We start from the raw sequence: 19226 nt of genomic DNA on the forward strand, positions 1-19226 counted from the left end.
GTGATCAGCCTGATCAACCGGCAGTCCGGCCTGGCCATGGACGTCTGGGAACGCTCGACAGCCGACGGCGCCCGCATCTCCCAATACACCTACAACGCCAGCAGCCCCAACCAACGCTTCACCCGCCGAGCCGTCTAACCACACCCCCCGAGGGGCGGGCCGCGATCCAGGCGCCGCGGTCCGCCCCGACAGGTCGACCCAGCCCACGGCTTTACGCCAGGCTCTTCCAGGCGATTTCGCTCGCGGTGGTGGAGTTCCCGCACGATATCGAGCCGCGTTGCGTGCCACCGATAACCGGGGGAGCGGTGGCACAGATGCCCCGCCTCGCCGGCCGGCAATCAGCGCGGCCGGTGAGGTCGTCTGTGCCTCGACGTCGTTTGGAACGCCACCGGCCAACGGCACCCGGATACATCAAAGCCGCGCACGGAAATCGCCAAGACGTGACCGAGGCACCACCCATTCATCGATAGGAGACTGACTGTGCATCGCCGAGCCGCTCCACCTCCGCCTGGCTGCGATATGGCCCAAGCCGCCCCGGCCCGCACTCGCCCCGCCCGCACAATCTCGTACACACTGTCGCTGGCCGCGCTGCTCGTCTCGGCTCTGCTCGTCGGACCACTGATCCACACGCCGGTGAGCCTCGCCGAGGAGGCCACGGTATACGTCAAGGTGAGCAACCGCGCTACCGGAAAGTTCATCGACGGCATGGGCCGCGCAACCGACGGTGCCAACGCAGGCCAGTACTCAAGCTCTGACAGCCACAACCAGCAGTGGGTGCTCGAACCGGCTGGAGGCTATGTCCGAGTCAAGAACCGGGGCACGGGACTGTACCTGGACGGCATGGGCCGCACGGCGAACGGGTCTGTCTGCGCCCAGAGGAACAGTAGCGCTGACAACAGCCAGCAATGGACGCAAGAGCCTGCCGGAAGTTACGTGAAATTCAGGAACCGGGCGACTGGGCTGTACCTGGACGGTGCGGGGCTGACCAACAACGGCGCCGATCTCAAGCAGTACGGCGGCAGCACCAGCACCAATCAGCAGTGGTCGGTGTCAGTGATAGAGCCGGCCGGGACCAGCATCGTGCTCGACGGAAACAACATCAGGACCGGTAACGTCAACGGCCTCACCTTCAAGGGGTTCGGCCTGCTGAGTGCGAACAGCACGAGTGAGTTGCTGATGGACTACAAGGCCCAGAATCCGAGCAAGTACGCAGAGTTGCTCCAGATCCTGTTCGGTGGACCACATCCGGTGATGACAAACGTGAAAGTCGAGATGGGCAACGATCGGAACAACTCGACCGGGCCGGACCCGGCCACCATGCGCTGGGAGAGTGAGGCGCCGAACGTCAAGCGGCATCAGGGATTCCAGCTCGCGGCCGACGCCAAGAAGGTCAACCCCGACCTCAAAGTGAGCATGCTGCGCTGGAACGCTCCCGCCTGGGCGAACACCAACGACAAGATCTACACCTGGTACAAGAAGACGATCCTTGAGGCGTACCGCACCTACGGATTTATGGTTGACTATGTAAACCCGGGGGTCAACGAGCGTCCCGCGGATTTGACCTGGACCAAGCGGTACGCCAGTTTGATCAGGACGGACGCCGCCGGCTTCGCCAACGCCACCGAGCGGGCGTTGTACAACAGCATCCAGGTGGTGATCTCGGACGAGGTCGGCGTTGGCAGCTTCGGTGGGGCGATGGTCAGCGACGCCAGCCTGCGCGACGCCGTTGCGGTGGCCGGTTACCACTACAACCCTGACGACGACAGCGCCGGAAACTTCAAGCGCCTGGCGCAGGTGTACGACAAGGAGATCTGGAACAGCGAGGCGCAGTCCACCTTCGGCAACTCGGCCTTCCGGCCCAACAACAACATGAGCGAGCCGACCGTCGCGGGGACCGGCATCGGCGGCAGGAACAGCGCGTTGGAGATGGGTAACACGATTATCAAGGGGTTCACCAACTCCAACCGGACGAACTTCATTTACCAGCCGGCCGTCGGTTCCTTCTACGAAGGCGGGCAGTACAGCTTCAAGGAATTGGTCAGCGCGCGTGACCCATGGTCCGGCTGGCTCCACTACGACGTAGGCATCGACATCCTCCGCCACTTCAGCTGGTTCGCGAAGACCGGCTGGGAGAACTCAAGCAACACCGCGGGGATCTGGCGAGCCGTTCCCCAGTCCAGCTACACCGGCGCCACGGGCACGAACCCTGTCATCGGGCGCAATGGCACCCCCAGCTACATGACGCTGGCCGCTGCGGACAAGCGCAACTTCTCGACGGTCCTCATGAACGACAGCGAGTACGCGCAGACCTATCGCATCAGCGCTGTCAACATGGCGTACACCGGTGCACCCGCCCTGGAGCTGTGGGAGACGCGCGCGGCCGACCGAGGCCAATCCTTCAACGCCAACTACATGAAGTATCTCGGTAACGTCGCCGCCGGTTCCGACGGCGTGTACACCGTTAATGTCAAGCCCAACTCGGTTGTCACCGTGACGACGTTGCCGCAGCACACCAACCCGGCGTTCCAGGCGCCGCTGCCGGTGGAGGGTCCGCGCACCGTGCTGGACACGGACGCGTCCGGTTCGGGTCACGACACCCAGGACGACACCTTGTACGCCGACGACTTCGACTACACCGGCAAGCGCGTTGCGGTGATCGGGGCCGGCGGCGCAATCGTCGGCGACGAGGACTTCATCGCCTCACGCGGTGGATCCAAGAGCGCAATTCCGTTGTACGCCAGCGATCGCAACGGCGCTTTCGAGGCATACCTTCCGGACGGATCCACCAACTACGTCCTGCGGCAGCAGCTCGATCAAGCGATCATGGGGCTTGGCGGCGCATGGAACGGCGGCGACCCGGTCACCCGGTTCGGCGACAGCCGGTGGCTGAACTATGAGGCCAGTGTCGACGTCTCGTTCGAAAACAGCGGCCTGCAAAGCGGCGCCAACAACGCAGTGCTCGGGGTCCGGCAACAGCACGGCGATGTCGGCGCGCCGTACAAGCTGAAGTTCACGTTCGACGGCGGCTGGCAGCTGATCGTCAACAACAGCGTGGCGGCTGGCGGCAACGTGGTCAGTGGCACCGGCGGTGTGCGGATTCCAGGTTTCAACACCGCCCACAACGCATGGCACAAGCTCACCCTCAGGGCCGCCGGCAACCAGGTGACCGCCTCGCTGGACGGCGTCACGCTCGCCAGCTACACCGATCCCGCGCCCAAGCTCTCCGGCCGTGTCGAGATCGGCAGCGGCTACTACCACACCAGGTTCGACAACCTTCAGGTCCGTACCGTCACCGGCCATTCGCCGTACTACGCCGAGTTCCTGGATGGCCTGGAAATGCACGACCTAGGCGCCGTACCCGCCACCAAGCTGGTCTACGGCGGACAGTGGGCCCATGAGAGCGGCAAGAGCATGTTCAATTACCAGCGGACGCTGTCCACAAGCCAGGGATCCGGCTCGACACTGCGCTACACCTTCAGCGGGACCGGGCTCGACATTCTGGGACCCAACAATGGTTCGGCGGTGCTGGAGGTGTCCGTGGACGGAATCGTCGTCAATCCCTCGGCGCGCACAGCGGCATCGGCTGAGTTCTACCAGACCTTCAGCCTGCGCGGGCTGACGTTCGGCGAACACACCGTTCAAATCAGAGTGCTCAGCGGCACCCTGGTCGTCGACGCCGTCGCAACCGTCGGCGCCTTCGACGGCGGTGGGAGCGGCTCCGTCCGGTACGAGGCGGAGTCCGCACCCGCGGTGTGTGACGGTTCCGTCGCCTCGAACCATTCCGGCTACTCCGGTAGCGGTTTCTGCGATACGACCAACGCGGTCGGTGTCTCGGTGCAGTTCACCATCAACTCGGCTGCCGCGGGCACCGCGACCATTGCCATCCGGTACGCCAACGGCGGCACCGCGAACCGGCCGGCGGACATCAGCGTCAACGGCACCATAGTGCAACCCGGGGTGGGCTTTGAGCCCACCGGTGCGTGGACTACGTGGGTGGTCAAGACCCTCACCGTGCAGCTGGCCGCCGGCACCAACACGGTGCGGCTCACCGCGACCACCTCGGGTGGACTCCCCAACATCGACTACCTCGAGGTCAGCAAGGAATGATCGTAGAGCGCCGATGACGCGAGGGTGGCGGTTCGGACGCAGGCGATGTCCGATCCGCCACCGGTGCGCCCGCTCCCGGGAGCCGGGAAAGCAGGTCACACTGTTCGCCAGTTTGGGCGCGGTGCCGGCCCAGCCTGGGTGCCATGCCTGATCGGTCGGCGGCGGGGTGACGCCGGCAGCACGGTGCGTTCATTGACAGTTACTAGTCTTTTAGGCACACTATCTGTCACGAGTTGCGGATTCCCCTGGGGTGTAAGCGCCATCTCCTCCCTGCGTCCGACCGCCCACAGCGATGTGAGAGCAGCGGCGCCGCACCGTGATCCCAGGCTCCACATCGGTTCGAAGCGAGGAGTGCGCCAATGGTTCGACGCTCAATACCAGCCGGGTTAGCCGCCGCCGTGTTGGCGGTGTCCGCAACCGCGGCGTCCGCCGCCACGGCGGCGGCACCGACCCGGTACGAGGCCGAGGCCGCTCCGGCGACCTGTAGCGGCACCATCGACTCCAACTGGGCCGGCTACTCCGGCACCGGATTCTGCAATGCCACCAACGCGGTCGGAGCGGCGGCACAGTTCACCGTCAACGCCGCGACAGCGGGCACCGCGACGGTGGGAGTCCGCTTCGCCAACGGCACCACGACCGCCCGACCGGCAGAGGTCATCGTGAACGGCTCGACCGTGCAGAACGCCTCGTTCGAGGGCACCGGCGCGTGGACGACCTGGGTCACGAAGACGTTGACGGTGTCGGTGAACCAAGGCAGCAACACGATCCGGTTCAGCCCGACCAACGCCGCCGGCCTGCCGAACATCGACTACCTCGACTTCGAGGTGGGCTCGGGCTCCTCCGGGCCGGTGATCCCGGGCCTGTACGCCGACCCGCACATCACGTACTTGGACGGGCGGTACTACATCTACCCGACCACCGACGGGTTCGTGGGCTGGACCGGCACCTACTACAAGGCGTTCTCCTCCACCGATCTGGTGAACTGGACCGACCACGGGGTGATTCTCGATCTCAGGCCCGACGTCTCGTGGGCAGACAGCTCGGCGTGGGCGCCGGCGATCGCTGCGAAGAACGGGAAGTACTACTTCTACTTCAGCGGCGGCGCCAGCAGCACGAGCGCCAAGCAGATCGGCGTCGCCGTCGCCGACTCGCCGACCGGGCCCTTCCGGGACGCTCTCGGACGGCCGCTGGTGCGCGCCGGCCAGTTCCCGGGACAGACGATCGACCCGATGGTCTTCACCGACGACAACGGACAGTCCTACCTCTACTGGGGCCAGGGCACCGCAAATGTGGTGCCGCTCAACAGCGACATGATCTCCTTCGACTCCACCAAGGTCCGCTCCTTCAGGCCAACCGGGTACAACGAGGGCGCCTTCGTCGTCAAACGAAACGGGGTCTACTACTTCATGTGGTCGGAGGGCGACACCCGCAGCGAGGACTACCGCGTCGCCTATGCGACCGGCTCGTCGCCCATGGGGCCCTGGACGAAGCGCGGCGTGATCCTGCAGAAGCGGCTCGACCTGGGCATCAAGGGCACGGGCCACCACTCCGTCGTCCGCGTGCCCGGCACCGACACCTGGTACATGGCCTACCACCGCTTCGCGATACCGGGCGGCGACGGCTATCACCGGGAAGTCATGATCAACCGCATGAACTTCAACTCCGACGGCACCATCCAGCCGGTCGTGCCGACCCGGTAATTGCGCTACCAGATAGCCACCGGAGTCCGCGCCAAGCCGGGCGTGGCGCGGACGACGCCAACTAACCACACAACGGATGGATGGATGGATGGATTCCATGACGCAGCCTTCCCACGGCCCGGCGACACCGGGGCGTCCACATGGACGCCGCAGAGCACTTGTCTTCGCCGGCGCGGCGATCGTGGCCAGCGCCGCCGCGCTGGTAGCGGTGTCGTCGGCCAACGCGGCGGTCATCGACCCTGCGGCCTATTATCAGATCGTGTCGCGGCACAGCGGTAAGGCGATCGACATCGCAGGCCAGTCCACCGCCGACGGCGCCGCTGTGCAGCAGTGGACCCGCGCCGACCGGCACAGCCAGCAGTTCCAGTTCGTCGACGCCGGCAGCGGATACTTCAAGCTCCGCGCCCGGCACAGCGGCAAGCTGGTGGACGTTTCCTCGGCGTCCACCGCCAACGGGGCCAACGTTCTTCAATGGTCCGACCACGGCGGAACCAACCAGCATTTCCGGGTTGTCGACACCGACAGCGGCTACGTCAAGCTGATCAACCGCAACAGCGGCAAGGCACTCGACGTGTGGGAGCGGTCCACCGCCGACGGCGCGCGGATCTCGCAGTACACCGACACCGGTGCGACGAACCAGCAGTGGCAGCTCGTCCGCGTCGGCGCGGATCCCAGTCCGAGCGTGACTCCGAGTTCGAGCCCGAGTTCCAGCCCGGGCCAGAGGTACGCCGGTTATCTGTTCTCCTACTTCACCGGTGAGAACACCTCCACCGGTGAGCAGGTTTATTTCGCCCTGAGCCAGGGCAACGACCCCACCCGGTGGCGCCAACTCAACGGCGGCCGTCCGGTGCTGACCTCCACGGTCGGGACGCGAGGCGTGCGCGACCCGTTCATCATCCGGTCCCCGCAGGGCGACAAGTTCTACCAGATCGCCACCGACCTGCGGATCTACGGCAACGGCAACTGGGACGCCGCGCAGCGCCACGGCAGCAAGTCCATCGTGGTGTGGGAGTCGACCGACCTGGTGAACTGGAGCGCGCCGCGCCTGGTCCGCGTCTCACCCGACACCGCGGGCAACACCTGGGCGCCGGAGGCGTACTACGACGAGGGCCTCGGCCAGTACGTCGTGTTCTGGGCGTCGAAGCTGTACTCCACCAGCGATCCGAACCACACCGCCAACACCTACAACCGCATGATGTACGCCACGACGTCGGACTTCCGGACGTTCAGCCCGGCGCAGGTGTGGGTCGACAAGGGCTATTCCACGATCGACTCAACGCTGATCAAGCACAACGGCACCTACTACCGCTTCACGAAGGACGAGCGGAGCTCGTCGCAGTCGGCGTGCGGCAAGTTCATCCTCGCCGAGAGGTCGGCGACGATCGTCAACCGCAACTACTCGTTCCTCGCCGAGTGCATCGGGCGAGGGTCGATCAGCCAGGGCGAGGGGCCGCTGATCTTCAAGTCGAACACCGCCGAGCGTTGGTACCTGTTCATCGACGAGTACGGCGGACGCGGTTACATCCCGTTCACGACGACCGACCTGAACTCCGGGCAGTGGTCGCCGGTGTCCAGCTACACGATGCCTGGCCGGCCACGCCACGGTACCGTCCTGCCGGTCACCCAGGCCGAGTACGACCGGATCCTGGCCCGCTGGGGCTGAGAGCGACCCCAAAGGTCGCAGGTGCATGTCGCGACTAGCGAAATTGCGCTCAAGGGCACTTACTCATTCATTTGAGTAAGTGCCCTTGATTGCCAGCAGGGTGTTCATCGCCGTCGATGTAACATGCCAAACGTCAGGCGGTAGGTGTCCAGACCACCACTTAGCAGACCTGACGCTTGCAACAGGTTCCGCCGCCGGTTTAACGCGGGATCGGTGTTCCTCTCACGCCTCCTCAGGCTGTGCCGAGAAATGGGGTGATGTCGACTGTCGTGGTGAGAAGTAGCTCTGCCGCTTGGATTTCGGCGACCGAACCGCCCTGCCTGATTTGCCGGTACGCCTTGGGCGTCAGCCGGACGGCCGGATCGTGACCGACCGGCATGATGTCGAGATCGAGGGCCACGTCGTCCGAGCCACGGAATTCGGCCAGGTCGATCGCCCACGGCTCGCCGCTCCAGAACAGGTCGTCGAACGGTTCCCCGTCAGGCCGGCGGATCTGTGCGACGTCGCCGACCAGGGTGACACGGAGCACCGCCCGTTCGGCATCGTCGGGAATGGACCGTATGGTCAGCCGGTACCGGGCGCCGTGCTCGTCAATCTCTTCCCGGGTGGGGGCGCTGGCGCGGCCGTTGAACGACCGGGGAACCGGCCGCCGGCCCGAAGCGCCACGGACCAGGGCAACCGCCACGGGCGACGCCGGCCGCTCCGCGCAGATGTTGTGCCGGCGCCAGGTCCTCGTGCCGGTGTCGAACACCTCGACGGCGCCGGACATTTCGGCCAACGCCAGCAGGGCGCCGTCCCTGACCACGATCTCGGCGTCGCTGAGCACAAGGCGACGGCGGCCGAAAAGGGTTGGCGTCCAGGCCCGCAGCGCCTGGTCGGGATCGAGGACGACCACATGGAACCGTTCTCCGGTGGGTGCCGTGTAGGTGACCGCCGGACCGCCCGGCTCCACAGTCATCACCAACTGCTCGTCGTCGCTCGCGACGCACACCTGAGCCGGCAGACCCGGGTGAGCGTGCATCACGAGGATCGGCGCGCCGTCGTCGGCCGTCAGCTCGGTGACCACATTGGCTGTGGCCCAACGGATCCGCGACGCACCCACGGACAACCCGACCGGGAAGCACCACAGCGCACCGGGAGGCACGTCAACCGGCTCGGGCGGGAAGACGACCGGTGCACCGTCATCCAGCCGGATCGTGAACTGCACATCCGGTACCAGATAAAGAGGCTCAACTGCCTGATGGTTGTTGACGAACACGAAGCCCTCCACGCCATCGCTGCGTAGGCACCAGCGCAGACTTCGGTCACCGGGCCTCGCGGGGTTGGCGGCGTCTTCGGGGAAGGTCGTCGCCATGCCCGCCAGCCGTGGACCGAAGGCCTCCAGGAAGCTGTGCTGCAGTGCGAGGCGATGGAAGCTTTCCCGTACCCGCAGATCGCGTCCGATGGGGGCATGGAAGTCATAGTTGAATCTCGGCACGTCGTTCGGGTAGCCGGTGTCGTGCGACTCCTGCAGCCCATCGGCGGTGTCCGGGTTGGTTCCGCCGACGTACATGTAGTAGCCCTGCCAGACCGAACCGCTGCCGAGCTTGACGTGCGCGACGGCGGCGATGTCGAGAGCGGCCGGGACGGGACGGCGATGGTAGGCCACGGCCATGCCGCCGCCAAGCTCGCATGTGGCCGGTGGCAGGTCGGGATGTTTCTGCCCGGCCACGTCGGTCCAGTTGTCGCCGGCGAGGTCCTTGCCCACGCCCGGATCGTCCCACTGGTCGGAGAAGAAGAAGTGGGACCGGAACGAGTCGTCCCATTCTTCGTGTGCGTCGACCCAGAACCCTTCGGAATAGCCCGAGTACACCGGAAAGACCTCAGGGACGGGCAGTTGCGCGTTGCCCCAGCCGGTGGCTGTCCACAGTGGTGGGTTGATGCCCGCTGCCCGTGCCATCGCCTTGAGGGTGCGGATGTGCTGCGGGTCGTCGTACAGCTCGTTCTCGATCTGGACCGCGATGACCGGACCCGCTGGCGCGCACAGCGGACCGAGCTCGCGGCCGAGGCGGCCGAAGTATCGCTCCACATCGGACAGGTAGCCGGCGGAGTCGGTACGCGTCGCCTCATGCTTGGCGACGAGCCAGTCCGGGTGGCCGCCGTGGCGAACCTCGCCATGGCACCACGGTCCAATTCGGACGACCACCGGGAATCCCTGCCCGGCGCACAGCCGCACGAACGCACCGAGGTCACGATTGCCGGTAAAGTCGGGGTCCTGGTCTGGCAGAGGCTGATGATGGTTCCAGAAGACGTACGTCGAGACGAGGTTCACCCCGCCGGCCCGGAGCAGTTCCAGAGCCGACCGCCAGCGTTCACGGTTCAGCCGGCTGAAATGGATCTCACCGCTGATCGGAAACCATCGGCGGCCGTCGCGCAGCAGGGAACGATTGGTCACGACCAACCCGGACGCGGGATCGCTCGCCTCCGGAATGACGACGCGCTCGGCGGCGGGCCACGGGCGATGGCGGATGCTGTAGGCGGCTGGTGGCGTGGGCGCGCCGACGTGACTCATTGCAGGCTCCCGGCTGCGTCAAGCTGGTTGGTGAGGTCCCGGGCGAGCTCGTGACCGGGGTCGGCGGCAAGCACGACGTCGAGGTGGTGCCTGGCGGCGACGGGATCGCCTGCCAGCAGGGCAAGTTGGGCACGAAGCAGCTCGACGGCGAGATCGAGGCGTCGTTGCGGATCCTCGTCGAACAGGATCAGCGACGGCAGCGAGGTGGCGAAGTAGTCGATGACGGCCGGTGTCCGGGCCAGTCGCTCGGCATGCCGTGCCAGGCCGGTCACCAAATCGTCGGCGTATTCGGACTCACCCAGACGGCGAGCCGCCAGAATCGAGAAGTAGGTGTTCTCCGAGAAGGCCGACGGGCTCATCTCGGCGAAGTCGCCCCACGACGCGGCGGCCTCCCGCCAGTACCGCTTCGCGTTGTCGTGATCTACCGCCGTGTCCAGTGCGATGCCCATCGCCAGCAACAGCCGGGCCGGATTGGCCAATGGGTGGCGCGTTTCACCCAGCGACTCGGGTGGCTTCAGCGCCGCTTCGACGTGAGCGACAGCCGCCGCGGCGTCTCCGCGTGCCAACGCCTGCTCTCCCAGGGACAGTCTGGTCCGCTCCCAGGCACGCAGCACCTGACCCTCTCCGCCCTCCCACGGCTGGAACCGGCGGTTTGCCAACACCGCGAGGGCCTCGTCGGCTCGGCCGGCAGTGACCAGCAATTGAGCGTACGCCACCGCCAGGTCGTCCCGCTCGATCAGCGCGGACGGAAACTGCTCGAGCCGATGGAGGCGCACATCGACCTGTTCCCCAATGCGCTTGAACAGCTGGTCGGACTCCGACAGCAGCCTGGCATCTCCCGGTGCGTGCCGCATCGCCTGTTCATACGCTGCGGTGGCCGCCTGCGGATCGTGCCGGTGGTTGTAGGTGGCGACCGCGATGTTGCGCCACACCACGGGATCCGAGGGATCGAGGGCGGCCGACCGCTGCCAGTGGACGATGGCGTCGTCGACCCGGTGGTGAGCGTAGTACCAGTGGCCGAGCAGCGCGGCGGCCGTGGCGTCGTCAGGGTTGGTCTCCAGCGCAGCCTCCAGCGCGGCGACGTCGTCGAGGCGGGAGAGGAAGTTCCAGGTGCGGTTTCCAGAACGCGCGCGGGCTCGCGCCTGAGCCGCGAGCACCGCGTCGCCGAGGCGATCGGCCACCACCGCGGCGTGGTAGTCGGCCAACACCGCGCAGGCGGTCTGGCCGAGCGGGCGATGCGCATCTGCGGCGCGGGTGTCGTCGAGTAGTTTCCACGCGGTCTGGGACTCGCCGATCCGGGCGTACTCGACCGCCACGTCCAGCAGCGTTTGCGCCTCCGTGTGGCCGCGGGTGGCGTCGAGCCGGCCGGCCAGATGCAGCGCCCAGACATCCAGCGGGTCAAGCGCCAGCGTCTCGGCGAGGAGCTGCTCGGCCTGCGCGAGGTGCCCCACCCGGCGCAGCAGCACCACCATGAGATCGCGTACCTGCAATTGATCGGGTCGGGCGCGCAAGGCCTCGGCCGCCCGCTCCAGCGCACGGGCATCGCGGCCGTGCCGGGCATCGATCACCGCCATCTGGTGATTTCCCGGACCTACCAAGGCATCCACCCACGTCGCCTTGGCGAACGCCGCATACGCCTCGTCGTCGCGGCCGAGCCGGGCGAGGGTGAGCCCGAGCAGGTAATGCGCCTCGCCGCTGTCCGGGTTGGGGTTGAGCGCCGTCAGCCGGGCCACGGCGGCTCGCAGGTGCCGTTCGGCCTCCTCGAACCGCGCCTGCCCGTACCGCCGGGCCGCGAGAGCGGTGTGCGTGGCGGCATGCCCGGGATCGCGGCTCAGCGCTTCTTTCCAGTACGGCTCCGGTGATCGCGTCGCGTGCCGGTACTGCACCAGATGGCGGCCGGTCAGGTACAGCTCTTCGACGGAGCCGATTTCCGCCGGCGGTGCGGGCTCACGGGCCGGCTGCGCCAGCCCTGCATCGCGGGTGGTGCCCGATCCCGTTGCGGGGCTTTGCCAGCTCAGCAGCGGCCGTCCATCGATGTGCACTTCGACCGAGTGCGGTGAGTCCGTGTCGACCGTGACGGTGGGCCGGGAGTCCGGTCCGAGTTCCAAACGCGTGCTATGCAACGGGTTGCCGCGGTGATCCTGCACCACGAGTTCGACCGTGCCCAGGCTGCGGGTGCCGTCGAGGCGGAGCACCGTGCGCCCGTCGCCGTGCTCGACTCCAAGGGCCGCATCGAGGTTGGCCGCGACCACCGGGCCGGTGCCGGCCAGCGGGTACCAGTACTGGCTGAACGTCTTCGTCTCGCCGGGCGCGAGGTGGGAGAAGTCGGGCTGGTTGTCGGTGAACACCCCCGCCATCAGTTCGATGTAGGGGGCACCGTCCTCGGCGAGGTTTCGGTTCCAGGCATGCCCGAAGGGTGCGTCTCCCCACGTCCACTGCTTCTTCCCCACCGCGTAGTGGTGATCGGCGTAGTGGACGAATCCCGCGCCGGCGCGATGGTCGTAGCCGCCGAAGAAATCTCCTTGCGAGCCAAGGCACATGTACGACGTCGGAACCGGGATGTTGCGGGGCCAGTCCAGCCGGTCGCCCGGCACCCGGCGCGGGCTGTCCGGCCGGCTGTCCAGGTCGCGTCGGCTCGGATAGTCGACCCCGTAGTACGAGCCCGCCGCCACGGGAAAAGCGCTGATCGCCCGCTTCGCGTGATCGGCGACCACGGAGACGTCGGAGGGAAAGAACGACTGGTAATCGGCGTGCACCCGAGCGGCGACATTGGCCCACCAGAGGAAGGTCTGATGCAGCTCGCTGCGATTGAACAGGCGGACCTTGAGCTCGATGAGCGTCGAATCGGGCCGCAACCGGACGCCGTGCATGCCCTTCATCCGGGCGAACGGGTCGTGGTCGGAGCACCACACGGTGCCCTCTGCCTCGTCGACCTCCCACGCCGTCGGCAGGAAGGTGGCCGGCCGGTGGTGCTGCGGCCAGTTGAACTCCACCCCGCCCGCCAGCCATGGCCCGGCGAGCCCGACCAGCGCCGGTTTGATCACCGGGTTGGCGAAGAACATGGAGTAGCCGGTGCGTTTGTCGACCGCGAGCTGGATCCGCCCGCCCAGCTCAGGAAGGATCAGCAGGCGCAGGTAGGCGTTGTCCAGATGCAGCCCCAACCATTGGCGATCGGTGCGGACCTCCTGGATTCGATCGTGAAAGGGCAGCGGAAACACCTGGCCCGAAGATCCCTGATAGACCCGGCGATCGAGGTACGCGGGGTATCGGCCGGGCGCCTCGGGCAGGTATGTCGGAATGGTGACCGGTGCGGCCCAGGCAGCCACCGATGCGTCCGCCAAGCGCTCCGGACGTTGCGGCAGATCGAAGTCAGGTGCGAGCACGAATCAGACGCTAGGCTCGTGGCGGGGCGTTCGGAATGTAGGGATCGACGGCCAACCTGGACGATTCTCTGATCCTGGCTACGCTTGTGCGATGCGCCTCCGCGAGGGCTTCCCCGGTCAGAGACTGCACGTGCTGCCGCGGCTCCTGGTCAAACAGGCAATGCAGCGCAAGCCGACCTCACGCATGCTCGTCACCGACGCCGGATACTTCCCGCATGCGGCGAGGCATGGTCGATCCCGGGCGGCGGGGGCGGGCGAAACCATTGTGATCATGTGCGCGGACGGCGGCGGCTGGTGCGAACTTGCCGGGGTCAGGCACGACGTGGGCCCGAACGAGGTACTGATCATTCCTGCGGGAGTGCCGCACAGCTACTACGCCGCCGCGGACGAGCCGTGGTCAATCTGGTGGTTGCACATCATGGGGGATGACGTCCCGGATCTGCTTGCTGCCGTAGGCCTCACCGTTGCCGCGCCGACCGCCCCGATCGCCGACCCGTTGCGCGCCTTCGCGTTCGCGGAGAGCATCTGCGATGACCTGGCGCGCGACGAGACGGCAGCGAGTCTCACCGCAGCCGCCGGCGCAGCGTGGCATCTGCTCGCCCAGCTGGCCGCCGAACGCGACGGGCGGTGGGTGGCCCGAGAGCCTATCGCCCGCGTAAAGGACTACCTCCGCGCGCATCTCGCGGCGCCTGTCAACCTGCCCGCGCTCGCCGTCCTGGCCGGGTACAGCACCTCACACTTCTCCGCCCGGTTCCGCACGCTGACCGGCTTCTCCGTCACCGAATACGTCAAGCGCCTGCGGATGGCCCGGGCACGCCAGCTGCTCATCACGAGCGACCACAGCGTGGCCGAGATCGCCGCCACCGTGGGCTATCCCGATCCCTTCTACTTCTCCCGTCACTTCACCGCTGTCAACGGCATCAACCCTCGCGAGTTCCGCCGTCGTGACAAGGAGGAAAACGCTCCTCGTCCACCGGCGTAATCGCGTTGCGCACGAAGCGAGTAGCCAGGGGAGTTACTGCCTCCGGGCGCCACGGATGCGCCCGGTGTGGCAGCCCGTCAGCGGCGTGACCGAACGGGGCACTGTCACCGCCGTCCTCGACGTCACCGCGTCGTCGCGATGGCCTCGATCGATTGACTGTTGGCCGTCCTTGTGTAACGTGATGTGTTACGCGTTCGCTAGTGGCCGGACAAGGTTCGTCTAGCGCGCTGACCCGACCGACTTCCCTAGCTCCGGGCGCTTGGGGATGCCGACGTGGTTCCGGGATGCCCCGGCCTGTCGGGCGCCAGGAAACCAGCTATGGAAGGCAATGGTTGTGCGAAGCCAACTTTTCCACCCTCGCCCGGAACACCGATCCGCCGCAGTTTCAGCGCGGAATCTTCCTCTGGTCGGTTACCTGCGCTGACACAGCGGGTCTGGCCGCGGCCGTCCACCGGGGCCTGACACCGGCGCGCTGAATCCCCGTCACCGCAACGCCGGGGAGCAGCCGACCGCACGAATCAACCCCTACACCAGGAGGCATCGTGTCGATGCAACGACGTACCCTTCTCAAACTCGGCGCTGCCGCCGCGGCAGCAGGCGCTGGCGTGCCGCTATTCGGATACGGATCAGCCAACGCCGGCCCCGCCCCGAGCACCCCGTTCGCCGTCGGTGTGCGCCAGTACAACTGGACACGAGGCACCCGCCAAGTGACGACCTTCGTGTACTACCCCGCAGTCGGCACCCCAGGCGGTAACCCGATCACCAACGCACCCGTCGCCTCCGGCGTATTCCCCATCTGCGAGTACACACACGGCTCTGGCGCCAGCCCACAGCGGGCCCTGGCGCACATCCGCCCGCTGGCCGCCGCCGGGTTCATCGTCCCGGCCCCGGTGTTCACCAATGCCAGCATCGGCGACACCTACAACGGCAACCTGCCCCGCGACGTCTCGGAAGCCATCACGCGGACGATAGCCCTCAACACCGGCAGCGATCCGCTCGCCGGCCACATCAATACAGCAGCGGTCGGTGTTTCCGGCTACTCCATGGGCGGCATGACCACCCATGCGTTGCTCACCGCATACCCCGATTCCCGGATCAAGGCGGCCGTGCCCATCTCCTGTGTGGACATGGGCACCCCGAGCAGCATGGTCAAGGCCAACGTGATGTTCATCCACGGCGACCGGGACGCCACCTGCCCATACTCCTCCGCCCGGCAGGCGTACTCCGAGCTGCCCCCGACCAAGGCGTTCCTTACCTTCATCGGCGCGGACCACAGCGGCACCAGCTGGGGCACCACCAACACCGTGGCCATCCGCACCTGGCTGGACTGGATGCGGTGGAGCCTGTACGGCGACCTCGCCGCCCGCGACCGCCTCCCCGCCGACGCGGCGTCCTCCTATTCCAGGTGGGAGTTCGTCGCGGGCACGGAGGTGCCGCCCGCGCGGTATGAGGCCGAAACCGCACCGGCGGTATGTCAGGGCACGATCGATTCCAACCACTCCGGCTTCTCCGGCACCGGATTCTGCAACGGCACCAACGCGATCGGCGCCTACTCCCAGGTCACGGCAAACGCGACGGCAGCGGGCACAGCCACCCTCGCCATCCGATTCGCCAACGGCGCCGAAACACGACCGGCGGACCTGATCGTCAACGGAACCACGGTGGCAACGGTCTCGTTCGAGAACACCGGCGCATGGACGACATGGTCCACCAGAACCCTGACCGCCGCGCTCAACGCCGGCAGCAACACCGTCCGGTTGGCCCCGACCACTGCGGCCGGACTGCCGAACATCGACTTCATCGAGGTGAGTTAGCCGTCCGACCAACCTGAACAGCAACGTCATCCGGGACCGCCCCGAACGCGGGGCGGCACCCCGCATTCCCAGGGGAGGACAACCGTGAAGGTCACATCCGTCATCGCCTGCGCCGACCTGCTTGCCTGGCAACGTGGCAGCCACCGCGGCGACATCGGGAAAAATAGGCTGCGCCGGGCACCCGGCACGGAAGGCTGGAAACCCGGCGCAGCACGAGAGAGTGTTGCCGATGCTGAAGGTTAGGGAAGGGTGGCGACAATCATGGCGCCGATGTCCTGGCCGACCGAGACGGCGCTGTGGCCGCCCAGATAACGGTTGCTCAGCACGGCGATGATGATGTCGTCGTCAGGGTACATGCGGATGTAGGAGTTGGCGCCGAGCTGGCCGCCGTTCTTGTGGACGAACTGGTGGCCGTCCTCCGAGCTTTCACTCCAACCGTAGGCGTAGGTCCACGGCGTGCCGGTCCACATGTGCTCGACGGAAGCCGGCGTGACGATGTCGCCGTCGAGCACCTTCCGTCCGAAGTCTGCCAGATCGGAGACGGACGACTCGAGCCCGCCACCGCACACCTTCCAGCTGATTTCATCCGGTGTGGCCTCCGAGTTGTTGGTGTTGTACAGCTTCGAGCGGTTCACCGAGGTGTCGTCGATGTCCTCGGGGCGCAGCGTGCCCAGCTTGAACGGTGCGGTCAGCTCGTTGACGAACAGCTGGTGGAACGGGACGCCCGTGGCCTCCTCGAACGCCAAGCAGGGCAGGTTGTATCCGAACGTGCTGTAGGACGACTGGCCCACGGTGCACACCAGCGGATCGTTCCAGAACAGTGCGGTCGGCGTCGCCAGGTTGTTGTACTCGGTGGACGCCAAGGTGGCGTCCGTCGCGCTGCCGTTGTAGTGGCGCACGCACCCGCGGTTGCTCACCAACTGCTCGATGGTCTGCGTGTGATGCGCCGGGAGCCCCGGGATGTGGTCGGCCACGTCGTCGGTCACATCCGCCACGCCCTGCTCGTCCATGAGCATCGTGAACACGCCCGCGACCGCCTTGCTCACCGAGGCCAGCCGCAACACGTGCCCCGAGTGGAGCCACACGTCGTTGGCCACATCGGCATGCCCGAAGCCCCGCTTGTACACGAACTGTCCATTGTGGATGACGGCCACGCTCATGCCGGGCACGTCGAAGTTGTCGATCTCCTGCTGGATGCGCGCGTCAACCTGCTCGCGCAGCGGCCACAGCGGACGGTTCCCGTTGCGCCGCCAGGTGGCCGTGTATCGCCAGCCGCTCGCGGTCTCGTAGCGCTCGTACGTGATGACGCGGTAACCCCTGTCCACGTTGCGGTGCCAATTGTTGGCGTACTCATGCTCGGTCATGTCCCGCTGTTCGAGCCACCCATTGCCGTTGCTGTTGTGGTACCAGATGCCAAGATAGCGCTGATTGGTCGACCTCACCGAGTCCACCATGAGCATCCGGAACCCTTGCGACGCATACGTGTCGAAGTTGGTGGAGAACTGGTCCGAGCTCAAATCGAGGTGCAGCCGCCACGCCAGATTGGTCGGGTTGTCGGCCCAGATCAGCGCGTACCGGATGCCCGATCCCGTGGTGTAGGCGTCCACGTCCACCGGGAGTCTGCGCTGCCGCTGCTCCTCGTAGTAGTCGACCGCCTGGGCGTACGTGAGCCCCCAAAGGTGGCTCCAGCCCAGCCCCTCGTTGTTGTTCACCCACAGCCCCGCGACGTAACGCGTGTTGGCCTTGACGTACGTCTCGAAGTCGACGAGCCGGTATCCGCGCCCGGCATAGGTGTCGAAGGCGGCCGAGTACTGCGCCGCCGTCATCTCCTTCTCGACTATCCAATCCCGACCGTCGGTGTTGCGCTGGAACACGACGCCCCGCCGTGTCCCGGCGGCGGTCGTGTCCGCCTCGATGTCGAGCGCGATGAAGCCGCCCGACTTGTACTGCGCGATCGCCGAGTCGAACTGTGCGTCCGTCATGTCCCGCAGCGACGCCCACCCGGTTTCCGTCGGATCGAACACCGCCAACGGTATGCCCGGATGCGCCTGCGCCGGTGTCATCCCGCCCAGCAGCCCGGCCGCCAGCGCCAATACGGCGCCACCGGCGACCCAGGCCCTCGTGACTTTCCAGTTTCTGCGTTGTTTCGTCAACATGCCGGTCAGTTTCGGCGCCCGGGTCACAGCCGCGTCAAAGGCGGTTCAACAGGACGGTGCGCTCCGGCACCGGTACCCCGATATCGGTCATGGCTTCGGCATAGCGGTCGTACGCGCGCCGCGCCTCCCCGTGCCGGCCCGCCTCCACCAGCGTGACGAGCAGATCCCGGTGCGCCTGCTCGTCGTACGGCTCGTCGGCGATGATGCGGCGCAGGTGTGCGGCCGCCTCGTCCGCGTCGCCCGCCTGCCGGGCCAACCGGGCCAACGTCCGCAACACCACGAGATAGGTCGAGCGCACCTCGTCGCGCAGCGGCTGCGCCCACGTGTCGTAGGGCTCGTCGGCGAAGACTTCGGCCGGGTACGCCTGCTCGACCGCCGCCAGCACGACGCGCGCATCCTCGGCCGCGCCCTGCCCGCACAACCGCAGCCCGTGCCTGGCATCGGTCAGGAAACACTCGACGTCGACCGTCATCCGATCCAGGTTGAGCCACATGTTGGCGTGCCCGGCCGAGATGAAGTGGTCGGCGGGCGAGCGCCGCCCGGGATCGAGCACCCCGCGCACCGTCGACAGCGCCACCGCCAGCCGATGATTGACCGCCTTCGACGGCGGCCCGCCCCACAACAGCTCGATCAGGTGCTCCCGCGCCACCGGCCGGCCCCGGTGCGCGATGAGGATCCGCAACAGGTCGTACGCCTTGCGCGACTGCCAGGGCGGCGCCGGCTCCCCATCGACCACCACCGACAGCGAGCCGAACGCCCGGATCACGACGTGCGGCGACTCGGCCGCCATCGACGGTGGCAGCAGCACCCCCGCCGCCGCGAGCCGCCCCGCCGCCAGGCGCGCGTCGAGCGCCTCCTCGCTGCGCGCGC

At 66.9% G+C, this 19226-nt stretch carries 10 protein-coding genes; 6 read left to right on the forward strand and 4 right to left on the reverse strand.

All coding sequences use genetic code 11. From position 1 onward, the window contains the following. The 4 genes from DM816_RS28775 to DM816_RS43925 all read left to right on the forward strand — a co-directional run bounded on the left by DM816_RS28775 (window position 1) and on the right by DM816_RS43925 (window position 7470). Window positions 1-138, forward strand: coding sequence for an RICIN domain-containing protein (locus DM816_RS28775; RefSeq protein ID WP_281274350.1), 138 nt, complete (start codon window positions 1-3; stop codon window positions 136-138). A gap of 381 nt (window positions 139-519) precedes the next feature. Continuing rightward, window positions 520-4107 (forward strand): RICIN domain-containing protein, encoded by a 3588-nt coding sequence (locus tag DM816_RS28780; RefSeq protein ID WP_117213528.1) that lies wholly within the window; start codon window positions 520-522, stop codon window positions 4105-4107. Window positions 4108-4514: 407 nt separating this feature from the next. Further along, window positions 4515-5807 (forward strand): family 43 glycosylhydrolase, encoded by a 1293-nt coding sequence (locus DM816_RS28785; RefSeq protein ID WP_246002362.1) that lies wholly within the window; start codon window positions 4515-4517, stop codon window positions 5805-5807. A 97-nt stretch (window positions 5808-5904) separates the two neighbouring features. Next, window positions 5905-7470 carry an RICIN domain-containing protein gene (locus DM816_RS43925; RefSeq protein WP_162907935.1) on the forward strand — a complete coding sequence of 522 codons (1566 nt, stop codon included), beginning with the start codon at window positions 5905-5907 and terminating at the stop codon, window positions 7468-7470. A gap of 232 nt (window positions 7471-7702) precedes the next feature. Here the strand turns inward: DM816_RS43925 and DM816_RS28795 are convergent, their stop codons facing one another. Then, window positions 7703-10021: a beta-galactosidase gene (locus DM816_RS28795; protein ID WP_117213530.1), complete on the reverse strand. Its 2319-nt coding sequence runs from the start codon at window positions 10019-10021 to the stop codon at window positions 7703-7705. Further along, complete coding sequence (locus tag DM816_RS28800) at window positions 10018-13404, reverse strand: DUF5107 domain-containing protein (protein ID WP_117213531.1); 3387 nt, start codon at window positions 13402-13404, stop codon at window positions 10018-10020. The genes DM816_RS28795 and DM816_RS28800 overlap by 4 nt, the downstream gene beginning before the upstream one ends. 91 nt (window positions 13405-13495) lie before the next feature. Between DM816_RS28800 and DM816_RS28805 the strand changes: the two genes are divergently transcribed. Both DM816_RS28805 and DM816_RS44720 read left to right on the forward strand, forming a co-directional pair. After that, window positions 13496-14386 carry an AraC family transcriptional regulator gene (locus DM816_RS28805; RefSeq protein ID WP_117213532.1) on the forward strand — a complete coding sequence of 297 codons (891 nt, stop codon included), beginning with the start codon at window positions 13496-13498 and terminating at the stop codon, window positions 14384-14386. A 605-nt stretch (window positions 14387-14991) separates the two neighbouring features. Next, entirely contained in the window at window positions 14992-16200 is a 1209-nt protein-coding gene (locus DM816_RS44720; protein WP_246002364.1) for a poly(ethylene terephthalate) hydrolase family protein, read from the forward strand. 239 nt (window positions 16201-16439) lie between these two features. Here DM816_RS44720 and DM816_RS28815 read toward each other — a convergent pair whose 3' ends face one another. Both DM816_RS28815 and DM816_RS28820 read right to left on the reverse strand, forming a co-directional pair. Continuing rightward, window positions 16440-18356 (reverse strand): serine hydrolase, encoded by a 1917-nt coding sequence (locus DM816_RS28815; protein WP_162907936.1) that lies wholly within the window; start codon window positions 18354-18356, stop codon window positions 16440-16442. Window positions 18357-18390: 34 nt separating this feature from the next. Further along, the coding region (locus DM816_RS28820) for an AfsR/SARP family transcriptional regulator (protein ID WP_162907937.1) at window positions 18391-19226 on the reverse strand (836 nt) is incomplete at its 5' end.

The organism is Allorhizocola rhizosphaerae (genome assembly GCF_003426775.1).
Classification (GTDB): domain Bacteria; phylum Actinomycetota; class Actinomycetes; order Mycobacteriales; family Micromonosporaceae; genus Allorhizocola; species Allorhizocola rhizosphaerae.